General features: G+C 67.1%; 18 protein-coding genes and 2 tRNA genes. 6 read left to right on the top strand and 14 right to left on the bottom strand.

Translation table 11 applies throughout. The features are described from left to right. Positions 1–9 precede the first annotated feature (9 nt). Positions 10–717, top strand: a complete 708-nt coding sequence (locus tag AC1DS0_RS01015) for a transporter substrate-binding domain-containing protein (RefSeq protein ID WP_476812542.1) — start codon at positions 10–12, stop codon at positions 715–717. 9 nt (positions 718–726) lie between these two features. On the opposite strand, the gene AC1DS0_RS01010 is transcribed toward AC1DS0_RS01015, so the two are convergent. The 3 genes from AC1DS0_RS01010 to AC1DS0_RS01000 form a co-directional block, all read right to left on the bottom strand. Continuing rightward, positions 727–1,071 carry a lipid-A-disaccharide synthase N-terminal domain-containing protein gene (locus AC1DS0_RS01010; RefSeq protein ID WP_152014474.1) on the bottom strand — a complete coding sequence of 115 codons (345 nt, stop codon included), beginning with the start codon at positions 1,069–1,071 and terminating at the stop codon, positions 727–729. Then, entirely contained in the window at positions 1,071–1,823 is a 753-nt protein-coding gene (locus tag AC1DS0_RS01005; RefSeq protein ID WP_476812541.1) for a glycosyltransferase family 2 protein, read from the bottom strand. Before AC1DS0_RS01005 ends, AC1DS0_RS01010 begins: the two co-directional genes overlap by 1 nt. A 66-nt stretch (positions 1,824–1,889) precedes the next feature. Further along, positions 1,890–3,578, bottom strand: a complete 1,689-nt coding sequence (locus AC1DS0_RS01000) for an ArnT family glycosyltransferase (protein WP_476812540.1) — start codon at positions 3,576–3,578, stop codon at positions 1,890–1,892. 309 nt (positions 3,579–3,887) lie between these two features. Between AC1DS0_RS01000 and AC1DS0_RS00995 the strand changes: the two genes are divergently transcribed. Next, a complete protein-coding gene (locus AC1DS0_RS00995; protein WP_476812539.1) occupies positions 3,888–4,049 on the top strand; it encodes a hypothetical protein in 162 nt (53 codons plus the stop codon). A 171-nt stretch (positions 4,050–4,220) separates the two neighbouring features. Here AC1DS0_RS00995 and AC1DS0_RS00990 read toward each other — a convergent pair whose 3' ends face one another. The 6 genes from AC1DS0_RS00990 to AC1DS0_RS00965 all read right to left on the bottom strand — a co-directional run bounded on the left by AC1DS0_RS00990 (position 4,221) and on the right by AC1DS0_RS00965 (position 8,259). Next, positions 4,221–5,096, bottom strand: a complete 876-nt coding sequence (locus tag AC1DS0_RS00990; RefSeq protein ID WP_476812538.1) for a hypothetical protein — start codon at positions 5,094–5,096, stop codon at positions 4,221–4,223. A 449-nt stretch (positions 5,097–5,545) separates the two neighbouring features. Further along, positions 5,546–5,622 (bottom strand) — tRNA-Arg (locus tag AC1DS0_RS00985). Positions 5,623–5,664: 42 nt separating this feature from the next. After that, a complete protein-coding gene (locus AC1DS0_RS00980; RefSeq protein WP_100959032.1) occupies positions 5,665–5,970 on the bottom strand; it encodes an ETC complex I subunit in 306 nt (101 codons plus the stop codon). Between the two features lie 31 nt (positions 5,971–6,001). Continuing rightward, positions 6,002–6,078: transfer RNA gene (locus AC1DS0_RS00975), tRNA-Pro, on the bottom strand. A gap of 220 nt (positions 6,079–6,298) precedes the next feature. Then, a complete protein-coding gene (locus AC1DS0_RS00970; protein WP_476812537.1) occupies positions 6,299–7,450 on the bottom strand; it encodes a M24 family metallopeptidase in 1,152 nt (383 codons plus the stop codon). A 14-nt stretch (positions 7,451–7,464) separates the two neighbouring features. Then, complete coding sequence (locus AC1DS0_RS00965; RefSeq protein WP_476812536.1) at positions 7,465–8,259, bottom strand: transporter substrate-binding domain-containing protein; 795 nt, start codon at positions 8,257–8,259, stop codon at positions 7,465–7,467. 156 nt (positions 8,260–8,415) lie between these two features. On the opposite strand from AC1DS0_RS00965, the gene AC1DS0_RS00960 reads away from it, so the two are divergent. Beyond that, positions 8,416–9,132 carry an IclR family transcriptional regulator gene (locus tag AC1DS0_RS00960; protein ID WP_476812535.1) on the top strand — a complete coding sequence of 239 codons (717 nt, stop codon included), beginning with the start codon at positions 8,416–8,418 and terminating at the stop codon, positions 9,130–9,132. A 91-nt stretch (positions 9,133–9,223) separates the two neighbouring features. On the opposite strand, the gene AC1DS0_RS00955 is transcribed toward AC1DS0_RS00960, so the two are convergent. Beyond that, the gene (locus AC1DS0_RS00955; RefSeq protein WP_476812534.1) at positions 9,224–9,709 is read right to left on the bottom strand and encodes a DUF192 domain-containing protein; all 486 of its coding nucleotides are present in this window, start codon (positions 9,707–9,709) and stop codon (positions 9,224–9,226) included. 282 nt (positions 9,710–9,991) lie between these two features. Between AC1DS0_RS00955 and AC1DS0_RS00950 the strand changes: the two genes are divergently transcribed. Together AC1DS0_RS00950 and AC1DS0_RS00945 are read left to right on the top strand one after the other, a co-directional pair. Continuing rightward, complete coding sequence (locus tag AC1DS0_RS00950) at positions 9,992–11,896, top strand: hypothetical protein (protein WP_476812533.1); 1,905 nt, start codon at positions 9,992–9,994, stop codon at positions 11,894–11,896. 106 nt (positions 11,897–12,002) lie between these two features. Then, positions 12,003–12,590 carry a CatB-related O-acetyltransferase gene (locus tag AC1DS0_RS00945; RefSeq protein ID WP_476813070.1) on the top strand — a complete coding sequence of 196 codons (588 nt, stop codon included), beginning with the start codon at positions 12,003–12,005 and terminating at the stop codon, positions 12,588–12,590. Position 12,591: 1 nt separating this feature from the next. Here AC1DS0_RS00945 and AC1DS0_RS00940 read toward each other — a convergent pair whose 3' ends face one another. Genes AC1DS0_RS00940 through aspS form a run of 4 tightly spaced genes read right to left on the bottom strand, consistent with a single transcriptional unit; the run spans position 12,592 to position 16,016 of the window. Then, complete coding sequence (locus AC1DS0_RS00940) at positions 12,592–13,509, bottom strand: glycosyltransferase family 2 protein (protein ID WP_476812532.1); 918 nt, start codon at positions 13,507–13,509, stop codon at positions 12,592–12,594. A 43-nt stretch (positions 13,510–13,552) separates the two neighbouring features. Next, positions 13,553–13,852 carry a hypothetical protein gene (locus AC1DS0_RS00935; RefSeq protein ID WP_476812531.1) on the bottom strand — a complete coding sequence of 100 codons (300 nt, stop codon included), beginning with the start codon at positions 13,850–13,852 and terminating at the stop codon, positions 13,553–13,555. A 6-nt stretch (positions 13,853–13,858) separates the two neighbouring features. Next, positions 13,859–14,230 carry a hypothetical protein gene (locus tag AC1DS0_RS00930; protein ID WP_476812530.1) on the bottom strand — a complete coding sequence of 124 codons (372 nt, stop codon included), beginning with the start codon at positions 14,228–14,230 and terminating at the stop codon, positions 13,859–13,861. Positions 14,231–14,237: 7 nt separating this feature from the next. After that, a complete protein-coding gene (gene aspS / locus AC1DS0_RS00925; RefSeq protein ID WP_476813069.1) occupies positions 14,238–16,016 on the bottom strand; it encodes an aspartate--tRNA ligase in 1,779 nt (592 codons plus the stop codon). 362 nt (positions 16,017–16,378) lie between these two features. Here aspS and rnd point away from each other — a divergent pair, with 362 nt between their 5' ends. Beyond that, positions 16,379–17,518 (top strand): ribonuclease D, encoded by a 1,140-nt coding sequence (gene rnd, locus AC1DS0_RS00920; protein ID WP_476812529.1) that lies wholly within the window; start codon positions 16,379–16,381, stop codon positions 17,516–17,518. Positions 17,519–17,605: the final 87 nt, after the last annotated feature.

Raw genomic sequence — 17,605 nt, 5'->3', positions numbered from 1 at the left:
GCCACCTCGATGTCGGAACGGCCGATCGTCTTCGCCTATCTCGACGAGCCGCCCTTCTGCTGGCCGGCAGCCAGCGGCACTGCGCAAGGCTGCGACGTCGAGCTGGTGACGGCGGCTTTTCGGACGCTCGGCATCACGGAGTTCGAGCAGCAGCTGACGACTTTCGCCGAGCTGCTGCCCGGGCTCGCCAGCGGACGCTGGACCGTGACCACGCCGCTCTTCGTCACGACAGAGCGCCAGCGGCTCGTCGATTTCAGCCGCCCCGTCTGGACGCTTGCCGACGGGTTGTTGGTCCGGTCAGCCGATCATGGGCGGCTGACCGGCTATCGTGCCGTCGCGGCGGCTGGCGCCCGCCTCGTCGTCGTCGGCGGGCAGGTTCAGGAGCAAGCCGGGCTCGCGGCCGGCATCGCACCGGAGCGGACGATCCGCGTCGCGACGCAGGAAGAGGCCGTAGCAGCGGTCAGGGCTGGCCAGGCCGACGCCTATGCCAGCGTCGCCATGGCCCATCGCGGCTACCTCGCCCGCCAGCCGGATGCAAAACTGGCGGTCGTCAGCGTGCCCACCAGCGAAAGCACGCCAGCGGCCGGAGCCTTCGCCTTCGGCAAGCAGCACGCCGCGCTGCGGGAGCGCCTCAATGCCGCCCTCGAAAGCCTTATTGGCAGCGACTGGCACCGCGCCATGATGGCGCGCCACGGCTTCCCCGTCGGCGAATACTGACGTCTCGCCTCAGCCCGGCCCGGAATTCGTATCCTCGCCGCGCGCCTTGGCCCGCAGGACGAATTGCAGGTTGCGCAGATAGACGAACACGCCGAAGCCCTGGCCGAGGATGAAGACCGGATCACGGCGGTAGAGCGCGTAGATCAGGAGCAGCATGCCGCCGCCGATCGAGAACCACCAGAAGGTCATCGGCACGACCGAGCGCTGCGCCTTCTCGCTGGCGAGCCACTGCACCACGAAGCGCATGGTGAACAGGCCCTGCGCGACCACGCCGAGCAGCACCCACCAATCGACATTGTTGACGAAGACGTCGTGGAAATAGTTCCCGATCATGTTCTGCAGGTCGATGAGCATCAGCGCGCCTCCGTCACGATCTGCGGCACGCGCTTGCGGCGCCTGATCAGCCACCAGACCCCGACGAGATCGAGGATGCCGACCCAGAGCCGGTCGAAGAAGCCATAGTTCGAGACGCCGGTGAGGCGCTGGCGATCGCGTACGTCGTGATGCAGGACGGTGAAGCCTTCGCGCACGACCAGCGCCGGCATGAAGCGGTGCAGCGCGTCGAAATAGGGCAGCGCCAGATACATCTCGCGCCGGAAGCATTTCAGGCCGCAGCCGGTGTCGCGCGTGCCGTCCTTGAGGATGGCACCGCGGACCTTGTTGGCGATGCGCGATTGCATGCGCTTGAAGCCGGTGTCCTTGCGGCCGACGCGCTGGCCCTGGACCAGACCGGCCGAGGGACCGGCCGCCTCGATCTGCGCCAGCATCGCCGGGATGAAGGCCGGATCGTTCTGGCCGTCACCGTCGAGCGTCGCGACGATCGGCGCCCTTGCCGCCCTCACCCCGCTGCGCACCGCCGCCGACTGGCCGCAGGACTGGGCATGGCGGACGACCCGCAACCAGGGCCGCGTCAGTGCGAGATCGGCGAGTGCCGCGGCGGTGCCGTCGCTCGAGCCGTCATCGACATAGACCAGCTCGAAGGCGCCGATGCCGGCGCAGGCCGTCTCGATGTCGCCGACGAGCGGGGCGATGTTGCCCTGCTCGTTGCGGACAGGCACGACGATGCTGAGCCGGGGCTGGCCGTCTGAAGGCGCGGGTTCGGTCACGGATTGAAGTCTTTCTGCATGGCGGCGCGCAAACTGCGTCAAGCGTCGCGACGGGGCAAGCGCCGATCACTCGCGGACATAGACGCTCATCTCGAGGCGCTTGCCGCCGTTGAGGTTGAAGCCGGTGATCGTGGTCAGCAGCCGCGGCGACTGTCCCGAGGCAGCGAGGCCCTGCCGGAAACCGTCGAGGAAACGGCCCTCGACCAGTGCGACCCGGCAGCCGGGTTCGCGCAGGAAGGTGGCGGCAGTGCTGCCGTTGGCACCCATGCGCAGATTGGTGCCGACCAGGAAGACGAGGCTCGGCTCGCGATAGCCGACGGTCATGACCTCGGGATTCGGACAGGCGACGGCCTGCACCGCCTCGGCCAGCCGCGGCGAGAGCTTGAGGCCGCGCAGGCTCGGCGAGGCCAGGCCGTAGACGCCGGCGCCAAGCAGCAGGCTCGCGACCACGCCACGCCAGAGCGCGCCCTCGAAGGCGCCCTCGCGATAGGCCAGGAAGCTGCGGAAGGCGACGATGAGCGCCAGCGCCAGTACCGGCAAAGCGAGCCAGGGCAAGGTCCGGTCGAGCGTCCAGGTGCCGTAGAGCAGCACGCCGACCAGCGCCGCCGGCACAGCGACGACGAGGAAGGCGGTCAGGTCGGAACCACGGCGGAAGCGGTTGATGCCGCCATTGACCAGAGCGAGCAGGAGCAGCGCCGTGATCGCCGGATAGAGCGGCAGAACGTAGTGCGGCAGCTTGGTCGGCACCGCCTCGAAGACGATCCAGGACGGCACGATCCAGGCGAGGAGGAACAGGATCTGCGGCTCGCGGCGTTTCACCCAGGCGAAGGGGATCGCCATCGCTGCGAATGCGGCCGAGGGCCAATAGGTGCCGAAGAACAGCAGCAGATAGAGGCCGGGCGGGCCCCAATGCTTCTCCTGCCCCTCCCCGACCTTGGCGAGCATGTCCTTACCGACACTCTCGGCGAAGAAATCACCGCCGGTCTTGATCGCGATGGCGACGAACCAGGGCAGCACCACGACGAGGCAAAGCAACAGGCCGAGCCCCGGACGCAGCGGCGCGAACCAGCGCAGCGAACGCTCGCGAAGGCTGAGCACGATCACCGCGAGGCCCCAGACCATCGGTACGATCGGCCCCTTGAGCAGCAGGCCGAGCGCCGTCGCCGACCAGAACACCAGCCAGTTGTGGCGACTCGGCACGAAGGCGAGCGAGCGCGTCCAGTCGAGCCAGGCGCGGGCGAGCGCGCCCATGGTCGCGACCGCGCAGGCGGCGAGCAATGCGTCGGTCTTGGCAAAACGCGCCTCGACGCCGAGCAGCACGGCCGCCGCCATGAGGGCCCCGCCGAGAAGAGCGAGGCGGGCGCCGACGAAAGCGAGGAGCGCCCAATAGGTCAGCAGCACGGTCGCGACCGCGCCGATGAGCGAGGGCAGCCGGTAAAGCCACATCGTGGTCCGGGCCTGCGGCACGCCGAGCGCCTCGCCGGCGGCGACGCTTGCGGCCTGCAGCCAGTAGATGCCGACCGGCTTCTTGTGCCGCGCCTCGTCCTGGAAGCGGATGTCGACGAAGTCGCGCGTCTCCAGCATCTGCTTGCTGGCCTGCGCGAAGCGGGGCTCGTCGCGGTCGAAGGGCTGCAGGCTGGCGAAGCCCGGCAGGAACGCCGACAGCGACAACAGGACGAGCAGCAGGCAGGCGCGCCGGTGGCTCGCGGACGCGAAGCTAGCGAGCCGGTCGAGACCGGAGCCGAGCGAGATCATCGACACTCCTTGTGGCCGAACCATGCATGGCCCACCCCTTGCGGGCAGCGGACCGGCGAACAGGCAATCGGGTTGGCCGCGGCGCGTTTACGGCCTCGCATCGCTCGCGGCAAGCGCGCAGGCGCAATCCACAGTGACGCGGGTCGGCACGTTCCGACCCTGGCAGGCTCGCATTCGAGGCCAAGTTTGTCCTGAACATGGCGAAACGCGCGAAGGAACCCTAGATTGCGCCGGGGGTTGCTTGTGCGCACGGCGCGCCGGACGCCCGCGAGACCGTACACGCATCAGGAAGGCAGGAGCACGATGAAGATGCCGATCGCCGTTCACACCGATGAAGACTATGAGCGCGCCCAGCAGCGCGTGACCGAGCTCAACGCCGCGCCCGACAGCAAGGACAAGGAGCGCGAGCTGGAAGCGCTGGCAGACGCCATGCTCGCCTTCGAACTGCGCCGGGACGAGGCGGAGGGCTGAACTGGCCTAGTGAACCGCGAACTCTCATCGTCATTCCGGCTCGGACGGCCTCAACAACAGCGGAAGCCGCGCCTCCCGTCGGCACCACAGCGCGCGAGCTGACGCTCGCGGAAGAGCTCCGGACAGGTCATCGGCGTCTGGTCGGGCTTTCTTTGCAGAAAGTGCGGTCCGTCAGACGAACATCTTCTTCGCAAGCAAGTCTCCGTAGCGGTTCGAGCGTCCCTTCATGGTCGTCGGTTCGCTGGCATCAAATGTGAACGTCTCTCGGGTCGCACCGCCATCGGCGGGGTCCCAGTCGAATATGATATTGGTGCCGGCAATGGTGGTATCGCCGCTATTCAGGTGCACATTCATGTTCTTGATCGTGCTGTTTGCCGGCCGCGCCTTTGTATAGGAGACTTTTCCGCTCTTTCCATCGATGTAATAGTAGTATTGCTGGCCGTCGTTGACGTCCCACCAGCCGGCGAATCTCAGGGAATCCGTTCCCGAAAAGGCAGTCGCGCTGGAAGAGCCGATCCGCCAGAACCGAATCGGCTTCTTGCTCCAGACCCAGCCGGCGTCCATGACCATCGCACCGGAATCCTGGACGATGTTGTACTTGTTCCAAAGCTCGATATGGCCGTTGCCGAAGGTCATGACACCTTCGAGCCCCTGTACCATCGCCGTAAGCGCCGCGACATCGGCTCGGCTTGTACTGCGCGCTGCCCCCAAAACGATCGGCGGGCCGAAAGCGCCCGACATGTAGTTGATCATCTCGTCGACGGCCATGAGATAGTAAACGCCAGACTTCCGAGGGATTTCCTCTGCTACGCGCTTGGGGTCTCCAGGTCTGAAGTTGCCCGAAGGGACACGGATGCCAGATTTGTTGAACGCGTGACACACCTGCAAGCAGCAGGATGTGTTCGGCTTTTTCGGCAAATAGGGTTTGTTCAGGTCGTCTATCAGCTTCTGAAGCGCGGGTGGAAGCTGATTGTTTGCCGGATAATTTGCGAGGATCGTCGCGAAATCGACATTGATATGCACTTTGTCCGCTGGAGATAGCGACATCACGGCTCCTCCTAGAAAAGGTGGGCATCGTCAGCACATTTGGCGGAATGCAGGCCTCGTCTGCGAAGTGATATTAAACTGTGGGCTTGCGGTGCGACAAGCCAATCTGGTGGCCCGTCCGGCGCTTGCCCCGGGGCCATCGGGAACGGGCCAGCCTGAGTAGATGCGGACGAGTGAAGCGCCTCATCCGTGCCGCCGACCTCATCGATGAACTGTCGATCACATCGTTCCGACACGGCGACCTGACCGATCGCGAGATACTGGCACGATCGACGCAGATATCGCCGAAGGAGCTATCGCGGTACGTTCAAAGAGACCGTGAAACGGATTGTAAATGGCGCCCAAAAGCGCCGCGCCGTGCGAACGGACGGCGGCCGAAAGTCAGACCGACCAGCAGTTGGCGGGTCACGACGGAAAGCGGGAGAAAAATAAATTCATAACGAAAACGATGGCGAGCCCGACAGGATTCGAACCTGTGACCAGCAGCTTAGAAGGCTGCTGCTCTATCCAGCTGAGCTACGGGCCCTGAAGGGAGCGGCAGACTTGGTGTCCGCCGTTCACTTGAATTTCAATGCGTCCACTGGCCGACGCGGTTGAACTTGAAATTATCCGAGTAGGTCATGGCGCGGCGCTTGGCCTGATGCGGCTGCTCCAGGCGGTAGGCGATGCCGTTGCGCGTCGCGTAGGCGACGGCCTCCTCGGCCGTGTCGAACCAGAGCCTGAGTTGGCTCTTCATGTCGCCCGACGAGGTCCAGCCCATCAGCGGCTCGATCTCGCGCGGCCGCTCGGGCTCGTATTCCAGCAGCCAGCGGCCGGTCTTGGCCGTGCCGGACTGCATCGCGTTGCGGGCCGGCGAATAGATGCGTGCCGTCATGCTCCCCCTCGCCTTCCGGCAAAGCCCAAAATGGTCGGGGCACCAGGATTCGAACCTGGGACCCTCTGCTCCCAAAGCAGATGCGCTACCGGGCTGCGCTATACCCCGAATGTCCTGCAAGTGCATGGAATCACTTGCCGAACCGCCACAGCATCCTTGCGAGACGCAGCGACGCGCTACGCCATAGCATCGAACAGACGGGATGGGAACAGTTCGCGGCGTCGCAAAGCCGGATCATGTCCGCGTTTCCCCGAAACATGGAGATGATCCGGGTGCTTGCGTTATCGCATTTTCGCGCGAACCGGTGCCCGCTTCGCTCGAAAACGCTCTACACGACGATCAGATCGCGCGAGCTGCGCGACAGCAATTCACAGCCGCCCTGGGTGACGAGGACGTTGTCGATGAGACGCGCGCCCAACCCTTCCTCGTGCAGGAAGACCGGCGGCTCGACGCTGACGACCATGCCGGCGCGGAGCATGTAGCGGCTGCCACCGATCATATGCATCGGCTCGCCCCAGCTCGGCGGGAAGCCGGGCGCCAGCCCGTAGCCGGAGGTGTGGACGCGGCCATGCTCAAGGCCAGCCTCGCCGATCACGCGCTTGGCCGCCTCGTGTGGCGCGGTCGCGGGGGCGCCGTCGCGGATCTCGGCGATGCAGGCATCGCAGGCGCGGCGGACGATCTCGTAGAGCTCGCGCATTCTGGTGGTGGGCTGGCCGAGGCAGAATTGTCGGCCGAGCGTCGCGGTGTAGCGCCGGACCGTCGCGCCGTACTCGACACTGCCATAGTCGCCGGCCTGCAGTCGGCGCTCGGTCGGCGCGCCATGGCTGTAGCAGGAGCGCTCGCCGGAGACGAGGTTGATCGGGCTCGCCGACAGGCCGCTGCCGCGCGCCAGCAACGCGCCATAAACCTCGCCAGCGATCTCGAGCTCGCTGCGGCCGGGGCGTAGCGCCGCACCGAAGACGGTCAGCGTTTCGTCCGCGATCGCCGCCGCCCTCTTGATGTAACCGAGCTCGGCCGGCGATTTCACCAGGCTGAGGTCGTGGACGAGATTGGTCGCCTCGACGAAGCCCGAGCCGAACAAGTCGCGGATCGCAATGTGGTGATGCGGGTGGAGGTAATAGGCCGGCACCTCGACGCCAACGCGGCCCGCCAGCAGGCCGAGCTCGTCGACAAGGCGCGCGAATCGCGGGACCGGATCCTCGTTCTCGTTGCCGCCAAAGGTCTCCAACCGGTCGACCAGCGCATCGTCCAGGATCTCGGCGCGCTCGCCCTCGCGCGCCATCATCGCCAGCGGCCCGTCGGCCGCCGGGATCAGCAGGCACTGGAACTCCTGATAGCTCTTGGCGTCCGACCCGATCAGCCAGCGGATCGAGACGGGATGGAAGAGCACGAGCCAGTCCAGCCCTTGCTCCGCCATCGTCCGTCGCAGTTGGGCGCGCCGTTCGGCGAACTCTTCGACCGCGAAGTCGTGCCTCGACATCTCCCGCGCCGCTCTCAGAGCGCCGGCAGCGGCTGCATCGGCCCGCCGAGCCACTTCCTGTGGAGTTCGTCGAGATCGCCGTTCAGCGTGCTCTGGAAGATCAGTGTGTCGAGCCAGCGCAACAGGTCGTGCTCGCCGCGCCGGATGGTGATGTGGGCCGGAGCCCGCCGCAAAGCGAATTTGAAGTCGAACTCCTTGGACGGGTTCTGCTTGGCGAGTTCGACCACGACGACGCTGTTGGCCGCGAGCAACTGCGCATGGCCGGCCAGATAGGCCTGCACCGCCGTGGCATTGTCCTCGGTGCGCATGATGTCGGCCGAGGGCGCCAGCGCGGAGAGCACGAGATCCTCGGTCGTGCCCTTGGCGACCGCGATGCGGCTTTTGCCGAGATCGGCGCCGGATTTCACCGCCAGCGCCTTCGCGCCGTAGACGGCAAGTGCGGTGTCGGCATAGGGCGCGCTGAACATCACCTGGCGGGCGCGTTCGGCGGTGATCGACATCGCCGCGATGTTCATGTCGGACTTGTCGGTGAGCAGGAAGGGGATGCGGCTCGCCGCCGGCACCGGCACGAGCTCCAGCTTCACGCCGAGCGACTTGGCGACGAGCTTGGCCATGTCGACGTCGAAGCCTTCGAGCTCGCGCTTGGCGTTCATCATGCCGAAGGGCGGCACATCGGCGAAGACGGTGATGCGCACTACGCCCTTGGACAGGATGTCGTCGAGCTTGTCCGCATGGGCCTCCAGGCTGGCGACGAGCCCGGCAAACAGGGCAAGGGCGGCAAACAACGTCGATCTGAAACCGCGTCCCATGATGCTCCCCCGATTTATCGTTGGTGCCGACTGCTTCGCAGCCGGGCGGCCAGTCGCACCTGCCCTCCCCGGCAGCAACGGCAATGACCTAGCGGAATGCTATCGGTTTCGTATATGCAGTCAAGCTTCGCTAATAAATCAACCTGGAGACGTCAGATGACGGCCGAGACCGCCGCCGATGCCCGCTCCCGCCCCTATCCGGCGCCCGCTCTGGAAAAAGGCCTGGAGATCATCGAGTTGCTGGCGCTGGCGCAAACGCCGCTTTCGGCGCGGGCGATCGCGGAGCGGCTCGGGCGCTCGAAGAACGAGATCTTCCGCATGCTGTTCGTCTTGATCGAGCGCGGCTATCTCGATCGCGATCCGGCGACCGACGAGATCGCGCTCAGCAACCGCCTGTTCGAGCTCGGCATGCGGGTGCCGCGCGCCCGCGACCTGGTCGAGGTGGCAACGCCGGCGCTGGAGACCCTGAGCGAGACAATCGGCCAATCCTCGCATCTGGTCGTGTTGAGCAAGAGCGAGACCGTGGTGATCGTCGCCGTCGCCGGGCCGGGCGACATCAATTTCACGCTGCGGCTGGGCTATCGCCGGCCTGCTTGCGCCTCGACCTCCGGCCAGGTCATCCTCGCCTTCCGGGACGGCACCGATTCGGATCGAGGTCTGAAAGCCATCGCCGCGGATGGCTTCCTGATCGCCGACAGCCACGATGTCGTCGGCGTGACCGACATCAGCGCTCCGATCCTCGATCGCAAGGGGCAGGCGATCGCCAGCATCGTCGTGCCCTATCTGAACCGGCGCGAAGCGCGCCCGCAGCATCGCGAGGCGCTGGCGGCGTTGCTCGCCACCTGTCGCGCCATTTCCGAAGAGCTGGGCTGAGCCGGAAGCCCGGCCTAGAGCACGCGCCGATCAGGCTGCGTAGCAACCCGGTCGGATCACGCGTTCTCTATCAATAAGTTAGAGACGGATATCAGCGCTTGAACAGCGGGTGCTCGACCTTGTCGCCGGGCTTGATGCCGAGCTTCTCGGCGATACCCGCGTTGAGCTCGAGCACTGAGAGCACCGGCTCGCCCGAGGGAATCGTCCGGGTCGAGAGCGGCTCCGCCCGCTCGGCGACGCGCGCGACCGTGCCGTCGGCGCGGATGAACAGCATGTCGAGCGAGATATAGGTGTTCTGCATCCACATCGCGACCGGCTCGACCTGCTTGAAGTCGAAGAGCATGCCGCGATCGGCCGGCATGAACTGGCGGTGCATCAGCCCCCGCGCACGCTGATCGGGCGTACGCATCACCTCGACCTGGAAGGCGTGACGTCCGGAGCTCGTGACGATGGCGAGCGGCTCCAGCCCCGCAGCAGGCGCGCCCTGCGCTTCGGCGGATTTGGGCAGCATGGCGAAGGCGCCGACGACCAGCACGGCGGCAAAGACGCCCCGCAGCACACGTTCTACAACAGACATCATCGCGCCTCGCGCCCGACAGCCATCCCCGCGGCAGCCTTGCCGCGGCCTCGTGGCGGTTCTGGGGCCAATGGCACGAAGCTGCGCCCCGCCGTCAAGCTTTTCGCCGATCGAGGCCGCTCGCATCTTCCTTTCGCCGCCGCCTTGCGGCAGGGTCTGCGCCGACTTCCCAGCGGAAGCGAATTCGCCGCGCCGTCGGCGAATCCGCCTCTGACGCCGCCAATCGGAGCTTGGCCCGGGCTATGCGCTCGCGGGCCTCGACGATGCTTCAGGAGACCATCAATGACGATCTTGTCCGGCCGCCGCCTCGCCAGCTCCCGGCCGCTGCCCACGGCGGGGCTCCTGCTCCTCCTTCTGACGGGCTCAGCTTCCGCCGCCGACTTCCAGCTCGACAATCTGAAGCTCGACTTCGGCAAGTTCGTCGTGTCGATCCCGAAGCTCGATGTGAAGGGCACGCCGCTCGACCGCGACAGCTTCCGCGCGCTGCTCCTGTCGGGCACCAGCGCCCCCCCGGCCGGCGGCGTGGCCGGTGCGATCGCCGGCGCGAGCCAGGCGGTCCAGCCCGGCGAGAGCGCAATCACCCGGCTCGGCAAGCTCACAGCCAGCGAGATCAGCGCCCCGACGCTGGTGATGGAGCAGACTTTCGGCCCGCAGAAGCAGGTCACCACCTATCGCAACATCAAGTTCTTCGACATCAGCGAAGGCCGGATCGGGCGCGGCGAATCGAGCGACGGCACGATCAAGGTCGAGGGCGCGGCCACCGGCCCGATGAACGGCGAGATCAAGCGCACCAGCTTCGAAGTGCTCGACCTCATGCAGATCGCCCGCATCTTCGGCGAGAAGGCCAAGCCCGGCGAGGCCGCCCCGCTGCAGCCGATCATCGGCAAGATGGACCTGGACGGCTATGTCCTCGACCTCGGCGAGCAGGGCAAGGTCACCGCCGGCAAGGCCTCGATGCGCGGCTTCAAGGCGCGCGTCGCCTCCGAGCCGATGGGCGCGCTCCTGGCCCGCATCGCCGAGCTCAGCGACGAATCGGAGAAGGCCTCGCGTAATCTCAACAGCAAGGAAGACCCGGCGATCGGCGAGGCGCGCGACCGCAAGCTCCTCGTCGCCATGGCCGAGATCTTCGACGCCGTCGACTATGGCAGCGGCGAGGTCCGCGACATCGTGATGGCGCTGAAGACGCCGCCCAAGCCCGGCGCCAAGGCGGAGCCGGTCGACATGCGTTTCTCGCGCATCGCCTTCGGCGAGGACGCCCCCGAGAAGTCGGGCGTCGCCATCGAGGGGCTGCAGTTCGAAGGCAGCGGCGCCAAGGGCGTCATCGGCCTGTTCGGCTATTCCGGCTTCTCGCTGGAAGGTGTCATCCGCGAGGTCAAAGCCGTCGCCAACTCCGCGGTCGACATCAAGACGCTCGACTTCCGCCGCTTCATCCCGAAGCTCGGCACGGTCAAGATGAGCGGCGTGCAGATGAGCGTGCCGCAGGACGGCAAGCGCGGCCGCCCGGCCGGGCCGCCGATCCAAGTCGGCCTCGGCAATTTCGAGCTCAAGGCCGGCGAGCAGCTCAACGGCATCCCGACCGACATGACGCTGAGCCTCGACAAGATCACCTTCCCGATCGTCGAGAGCGCCGACAACCCCGCCGCCAAGGACCTGCTGGCGATGGGCTACCGCAATATCGACCTTTCGGCGAAGCTCTCGCTGGCCTGGCAGGAGGCGAGCAAGGAGTTCGCCATCCGCACGCTCTCGCTTGGCGGCGCCGGCATGGCCAGGCTCGACGCGACCGGCATGCTCGGCAATATCGGCAAGGAGGTTTTCACCGGTGATATCGCGCTCGCGCAGGTCGCGCTGCTCGGCGCCACCGCGAAGAATGTCGAGCTGAAGCTGCAGAATCTCGGCCTCGCCGAGAAGCTGATCGAGAACGAGGCGAAGAAGTCGAAGCGCAAGGTCGAGGACGTCCGCCGCGAATACGGCATGATGGCGAGCCTCGGTCTCGCCGCGATCCTCGGCCCGTCCGACGGCGCCAAGGCGCTGGCGAACGCGGTCGCCCGATTCGTCGCCAAGCCGGGCACGCTGACCGTCAAGGCCTCCGCCAAGACGCCGGCTGGTCTCGGCCTCGCCGATGTGATCGCGCTCGGCGAACCGACGGAGATCTTCGACAAGATCAATGTCGACGCCACGGCGGAGTGAGGTCGGCGCGTTGAGCTCGCCAATCCTGCCTGCTCCGGACGCCGACTGGCGTCCGGGTGCCCTTACCACCTGGTGGGCCGGTCTCCCGACCGGCCCACGCGGCTTTCTGCGCCGCTGGATCAACCCGCATAACCAGACGCGCCTTCATCTCGCCAATCTGGTGGCACGCCGGCCGGGCCAGATCACGATCGGCGCGTATTCCTATGGCAGGCCCAAGGTGCGCTTCGCCGAGAGCGGCGCGAAGCTGACGATCGGCCGCTATTGCTCGATCGCCGACGGGATCGAGATCCTGCTCGGCGGCAACCACCGCACCGAATGGGCGACGACTTATCCCTTCTCCGCCCTGCTCGGCCTCTGGCCCGACGCCGCGGGCCTGGACGGAGCCGATGTCACGCGCGGCGACGTCGTCATCGGCTCCGATGTCTGGCTGGGCTCGCAGGCGCTCATCCTCTCCGGCGTCGACATCGGCCATGGCGCGGTCGTGGCTGCGCGCGCAGTCGTGACCAGGGATGTGCCGCCCTATGCGATCGTCGCCGGCAATCCGGCCCGGATCGTACGCTACCGGATGAGCGAGGAGCACATCGCAGCGCTGCTGCGCAGCAGTTGGTGGCTGCTCCCGGAATCCGAGATCAGACGGCTCATTCCGACGCTTCTGTCCGAACGGATCGAGGACCTGCCCGGCGCTGCACCCTAGGTCATCGCGAGAGAGGGTCCGCACCAGCAAGGAGCGGCTGCTCGCTCAGCCCCTGTCGCGCCAGCGCGCTGCGGCCGGCCCGGCCGGCGAGCGCCCCCAGGGCCGAGCCGGCATGGGCGTACATCTTGTCGCGATTCAAGATCAGGCCGTAACCGATTGCCCTGGCGAGGTTTTCGGCGATCTTTCCTGAACCTGGCAGCGGCAGCCCCCATTTGCGCGCGACATAGTGTTCCGACCAGGCGAGGTGCCAGCGCGCCGTGAAGCGGCGTTGCGGCGATGGCGCGCTCGACTTGCCGCGTCCATGCCGGGCGTGGGCGGCGTCGACATGGACCAGCGCCTGGCCGGCCTCGCGCAGGCGACGGCAGAGATCGTCATCCTCGTAGAACAGGAAGATCGCGGGATCGAAGCCCCCGAGCCCCAGGAAGGCCTCCCGCCGCAGCAGCAGGCAGGCGCCCGACAGGAAGGGCAGGCAGGCATCGCCCTCAGGCAGGACGATCCGGCGCGCCCGGTTGAGATGATTAGGCGAGAGCAGCGAGCGCGGCTGCAGGAAGACCCGGCCCGAAGGCTCGACCAGCCGCGGCGCGAAGGCGGCCGCGTCGGGATAGGCCTGCGCCGCGGCCAGCAGGGCTGCGACCGCGCCGGGCTGGATTTCGAGATCGGGATTGACGATCAGGACGAAGGACGTCGTCGCCGCGCGCGCCCCCTGGTTGTTGGCGCGGCCATAGCCCTCGTTGCGCTCGTTGCGCAGGACCTTGGCCCCGTGCAGCGTCGCAATCTCGGCTGAAGCGTCGCTGCTGGCATTGTCGACGACGATGGCCGCAACGCCCTCGCCTGCCAGCGCGGCGAGGCAGGCCGGCAGCACTTGCTCACTGTCGAAGCTGACGACGATGGCGGTAACGTCGGTGGCGGAATGGCTCATGGCCTGCATCTGCGCGGGATGAGCAGCTTTCGGCAAGAGCCGATCAGCGCTTGGAACCCAGGCGCAACTCCGCCTGGAGCCGTTCGCGCTCTTGCGCCTCGCAGCGGCGCGGCGCGTTGTAGGACTTCACCGCATAGCTCGCATTGGCGGCGACGAAGCGGCCGCGCTGCTCGGCCGGCAGGCGCGCGATGATACGGCCGCGGTCGACCCTCAGCCCGCAATCATAGGCCCGCGAGACCTGCGCGGCCGTGAACTCGGGTGTGCCGGGCATCGGCCCCACGGTAGCGCAGCCGGCAAGGCTGACGGCCGCGAGTGCGACGAGACTGGGCTTCAGCGCAATCATGGACGGTCAGGGCGCTTCGAAGCGGCCGGCGCGGACATCGTTCATCTTGCCCCGCAGCGTCGCCCGCTCCTCGGCGGTGCAAGGCTGCGGGCGGATGTCCTGGTTGATCGTCTCGGCCTCGGAAATCGAGACATAGGCCGAGCGGGCCGCCGCAAGCTGGTCGTCGCTCGCCCCGCGCGCCTTCTCGGCGGCGAGGAAGCGGTCCAACGTCGTGCGCTGGGGCGAGCCGGCCTTGCAGGCGATGGCGCGCGACACGGTCGTCGCCAGCAGGGAGGCGCGTCCGGCGGCAGTCTCGGAGTGGCCGGCGACGCAGGCGCCGAGCGGCAGCGCGACGAAGCAGGCGAGCAGCAAGGCTCGCCCGGCAGGCAGGAAGGCCATGGGTCGCTCAGCCTTCCTTTTCGGGCAGGTTCACGCGCAGATGCGCCTCGCGCAGCTGCTTGGGCGTCGCCGGCGAGGGCGCGCCCATCAGGAGGTCGACGGCCTGCTGGTTCATCGGGAACAGCGCGACCTCGCGCAGGTTCGTCGCGCCGGCGAGCAGCATGATGATGCGGTCGACACCGGCAGCCATGCCACCGTGTGGCGGCGCGCCATACTGGAAGGCCCGGTACATGCCGCCGAAGCGCTCGATCACCGTCTCCTCGCCATAGCCGGCAATTTCGAAGGCCTTCACCATCGCCTCGGGGCGGTGGTTGCGGATGCCGCCGGAGGCGAGCTCGTAGCCATTGCAGGCGATGTCGTACTGGAACGCCTTGATCACCAGCGGATCGTCTTCCGTCAGCGACTTCAGGCCGCCCTGCGGCATCGAGAACGGGTTGTGCGAGAAGTCGACCTTCTTCTCGTCCTCGTTCCACTCGAACATCGGGAAATCGACGATCCAGGCGAAGGCGAAGGCGTTCTCGTCGATCAGCCCGAGCTCGGAGCCGACCTTGTTCCGGGCGCTGCCGGCGAACTTGTAGAACTTGTCGGGGTCGCCCGCGGCGAAGAAGCAGGCGTCGCCGGCCTTCAGGCCCATCTGGGCGACGATTCCCGCGACGCGCTCGGGGCCGATGTTGTTGGCGATCGGACCCTGCCCTTCGCCGCCTTCCTTGACCATCAGATAGCCGAGGCCGGGCTGGCCCTCGCCCTGCGCCCAGGAGTTCATTCGATCGCAGAAGGCGCGGGAGCCGCCGCCCGGCGCAGGGATCGCCCAGACGCGGTTCTTCTCGCCCTCGAGGATGCGGGCGAAGACCTTGAAGCCCGAGCCGCGGAAATGCTCGGAAACGTCCTGCATCTCGATCGGGTTACGCAGGTCAGGCTTGTCGGAACCGTATTTGCGCAGCGCCTCGGCATAGGGGATGCGCGGCCAGTTCTTGGTGACGGACTTGCCCTCGCCGAACTCCTCGAACACGCCGGCGATCACCGGCTCCATGGTGGCGAAGACGTCTTCCTGCTCGACGAAGCTCATCTCGACGTCGAGCTGGTAGAACTCACCCGGCAGGCGGTCGGCGCGCGGGTCCTCGTCACGGAAGCAGGGCGCGATCTGGAAGTAGCGGTCGAAGCCCGCCATCATCATCAGCTGCTTGTACTGCTGCGGCGCCTGCGGCAGGGCGTAGAACTTGCCCGGATGCAGGCGGCTCGGCACCAGGAAGTCGCGCGCGCCCTCGGGGCTCGACGCGGTCAGGATCGGCGTCTGGAACTCGGAGAAGCCGGACGACTTCATGCGCTGGCGCAGCGAGTCGATCACCTTGGTGCGCAGCATGATGTTGCTGTGCAGCTTGTCGCGGCGCAGGTCGAGGAAACGGTACTTCAGACGGGTGTCCTCGGGATATTCGAGGTCACCGAAGACCGGCAGCGGCAGTTCGGCCGAGGGGCCCAGCACTTCGAGCCCCGTGGCGAAGACCTCGACGGCGCCGGTGGCGAGGTTGGCGTTCTCGGTGCCGGCCAGGCGCGGCTTGACCTTGCCGTCGATGCGGATGACCCATTCCGAACGGGCCTTCTCGGCATCGGCGAAGGCCGGCGAATCCGGATCGACCACGACCTGGGTCAGGCCGTAATGGTCGCGCAGATCGATGAAGAGCACGCCGCCATGGTCGCGGATGCGATGGCACCAGCCGGAGAGGCGCACGGACGCGCCGATGTCGCTCTCGCGGAGCGCGCCGCAGGTGTGGGAACGGTAGCGATGCAGGGTCACGGGTTCAGCTTTCCGGGCGTCCATGCGGCCGTGGTCGGGCGCGCAAGCGATTTGGCGCCGTAACCACACGCGCGCAGCGCGGTTGTCAAGAACGCAGGATCGTTGCCGAAGGGAACCTCCACCGTCGATGACAGGCGCAAGCCCTCCCCCCCGCTTGCGGTGGGGAGGGTTGGGTGGGGGGCAGTGCCGCTCGACGCTGAACTGGAAGAAGGCCCGGGCCTTTGCTTTGCGGCCCCCCATCCCTAACCCTTCCCCACCGCAAGCGGGGGGAAGGGAACGCGCACCACTTTCCAGCAATTGCCCTGATCAAGAACGCCCGCGACATGGCGCGCTTTCATCTGCTAAGAGCGCCTGCCATGAAGCTGATCAATACCACCGAAGAGCTGGCTGACGCCTGCTCCCGCCTCGCCGCGCACCCGTTCGTCACCGTCGACACCGAATTCCTGCGCGAGACGACCTATTATCCGAAGCTCTGCCTGGTCCAGATCGCTTCGCCGGACGAGGCCGTCATGGTCGACCCGCTGGCCGAGGGGCTCGATCTCGCCCCCTTCATGGCGCTGATGACCGACCAGAACGTGGTCAAGGTCTTCCATGCGGCCCGGCAGGACCTCGAAATCGTCTGGATGCTCGGCCGCGTGCTGCCGACGCCACTGTTCGACACGCAGGTCGCGGCCATGGTCTGCGGCTATGGCGACTCGGTCGGCTACGAGCAGTTGGTCAACGACCTCGCCAAGGCACGCGTCGACAAGTCCTCGCGCTTCACCGACTGGTCGCGCCGCCCGCTCAGCGAGGCGCAGCTGGTCTATGCCGAATCAGACGTCACCCATCTGCGCGACATCTACCTCGCGCTGCAGGCCGATCTCGCCGCCAGCGGTCGCGAGAGCTGGGTCGCCGAGGAGATGGCGGTGCTGAATTCGCCCGGCACCTATGAGGTCAAGCCCGAGAACGCCTGGCAGCGGCTCAAGGGCCGCCTGCGCAAGCCGAAGGAGCTGGCCGTGCTGATGGAGCTCGCCGCCTGGCGCGAGCGCGAGGCGCAGCATCGTGACGTACCACGCCAGCGCGTGCTCAAGGACGATGCGCTGATGGACATCGTCCAGCGCGCGCCGCGCTCGGCCGAGGCGCTCGGCGAATTGCGCTCCGTGCCGAACGGCTTCGAACGCTCGCGCGCCGGCGGCGAGGTGCTCGCCGCGATCGAGCGGGCGCTGGCGATCGATCCGCGCGACCTGCCCCGGCTGGAGCGCGAGCGCGGCCGGCCGGGCAACGGCGCCGTGCTCGACCTGCTCAAGGTGCTGCTCAAGGCGACCGCCGATGCCGAGCGCGTCGCGCCGAAGATCATCGCCTCCACCGACGACCTCGAGGAGATCGCCGGCGACGACGAAGCGGACGTGCCGGCCTTGCATGGCTGGCGCCGCGAGATCTTCGGCGAGAAGGCGCTGGCGCTGAAGAACGGCTCGCTCTCGCTCAAGATCGTGCGCGGGCGGGTCACGGTCGGCTAGACGATCGCCGGAAAAGACTGTTCTCCCCTATTCGGAAGGCGGGGCTTGTCCGCCGCGACGAAACTGAGGTCTGTTGCGATCGTTCGA

The sequence above is a fragment of the Allobosea sp. P4_H5 genome, assembly GCF_056400825.1.
Note: the sequence above shows the minus strand (reverse complement) of the source record. Positions and strands in the feature narration are given on the sequence as shown.

Excerpts from the sequence above, each read along its gene's own strand:
- AC1DS0_RS00990 (WP_476812538.1), bottom strand. The coding sequence starts at position 5,096 with ATGTCGCTATCTCCAGCGGACAAAGTGCATATCAATGTCGATTTCGCG.
- AC1DS0_RS00940 (WP_476812532.1), bottom strand. The coding sequence starts at position 13,509 with ATGAGCCATTCCGCCACCGACGTTACCGCCATCGTCGTCAGCTTCGAC.
- AC1DS0_RS01010 (WP_152014474.1), bottom strand. The coding sequence starts at position 1,071 with ATGCTCATCGACCTGCAGAACATGATCGGGAACTATTTCCACGACGTC.
- AC1DS0_RS00930 (WP_476812530.1), bottom strand. The coding sequence starts at position 14,230 with ATGGCCTTCCTGCCTGCCGGGCGAGCCTTGCTGCTCGCCTGCTTCGTC.
- AC1DS0_RS00955 (WP_476812534.1), bottom strand. The coding sequence starts at position 9,709 with ATGTCTGTTGTAGAACGTGTGCTGCGGGGCGTCTTTGCCGCCGTGCTG.
- AC1DS0_RS00980 (WP_100959032.1), bottom strand. The coding sequence starts at position 5,970 with ATGACGGCACGCATCTATTCGCCGGCCCGCAACGCGATGCAGTCCGGC.
- AC1DS0_RS01015 (WP_476812542.1), top strand. The coding sequence starts at position 10 with ATGTCGGAACGGCCGATCGTCTTCGCCTATCTCGACGAGCCGCCCTTC.
- rnd (WP_476812529.1), top strand. The coding sequence starts at position 16,379 with ATGAAGCTGATCAATACCACCGAAGAGCTGGCTGACGCCTGCTCCCGC.
- AC1DS0_RS00950 (WP_476812533.1), top strand. The coding sequence starts at position 9,992 with ATGACGATCTTGTCCGGCCGCCGCCTCGCCAGCTCCCGGCCGCTGCCC.
- AC1DS0_RS00970 (WP_476812537.1), bottom strand. The coding sequence starts at position 7,450 with ATGTCGAGGCACGACTTCGCGGTCGAAGAGTTCGCCGAACGGCGCGCC.
- AC1DS0_RS00935 (WP_476812531.1), bottom strand. The coding sequence starts at position 13,852 with ATGATTGCGCTGAAGCCCAGTCTCGTCGCACTCGCGGCCGTCAGCCTT.
- AC1DS0_RS00965 (WP_476812536.1), bottom strand. The coding sequence starts at position 8,259 with ATGGGACGCGGTTTCAGATCGACGTTGTTTGCCGCCCTTGCCCTGTTT.
- AC1DS0_RS00960 (WP_476812535.1), top strand. The coding sequence starts at position 8,416 with ATGACGGCCGAGACCGCCGCCGATGCCCGCTCCCGCCCCTATCCGGCG.
- AC1DS0_RS00995 (WP_476812539.1), top strand. The coding sequence starts at position 3,888 with ATGCCGATCGCCGTTCACACCGATGAAGACTATGAGCGCGCCCAGCAG.
- AC1DS0_RS01000 (WP_476812540.1), bottom strand. The coding sequence starts at position 3,578 with ATGATCTCGCTCGGCTCCGGTCTCGACCGGCTCGCTAGCTTCGCGTCC.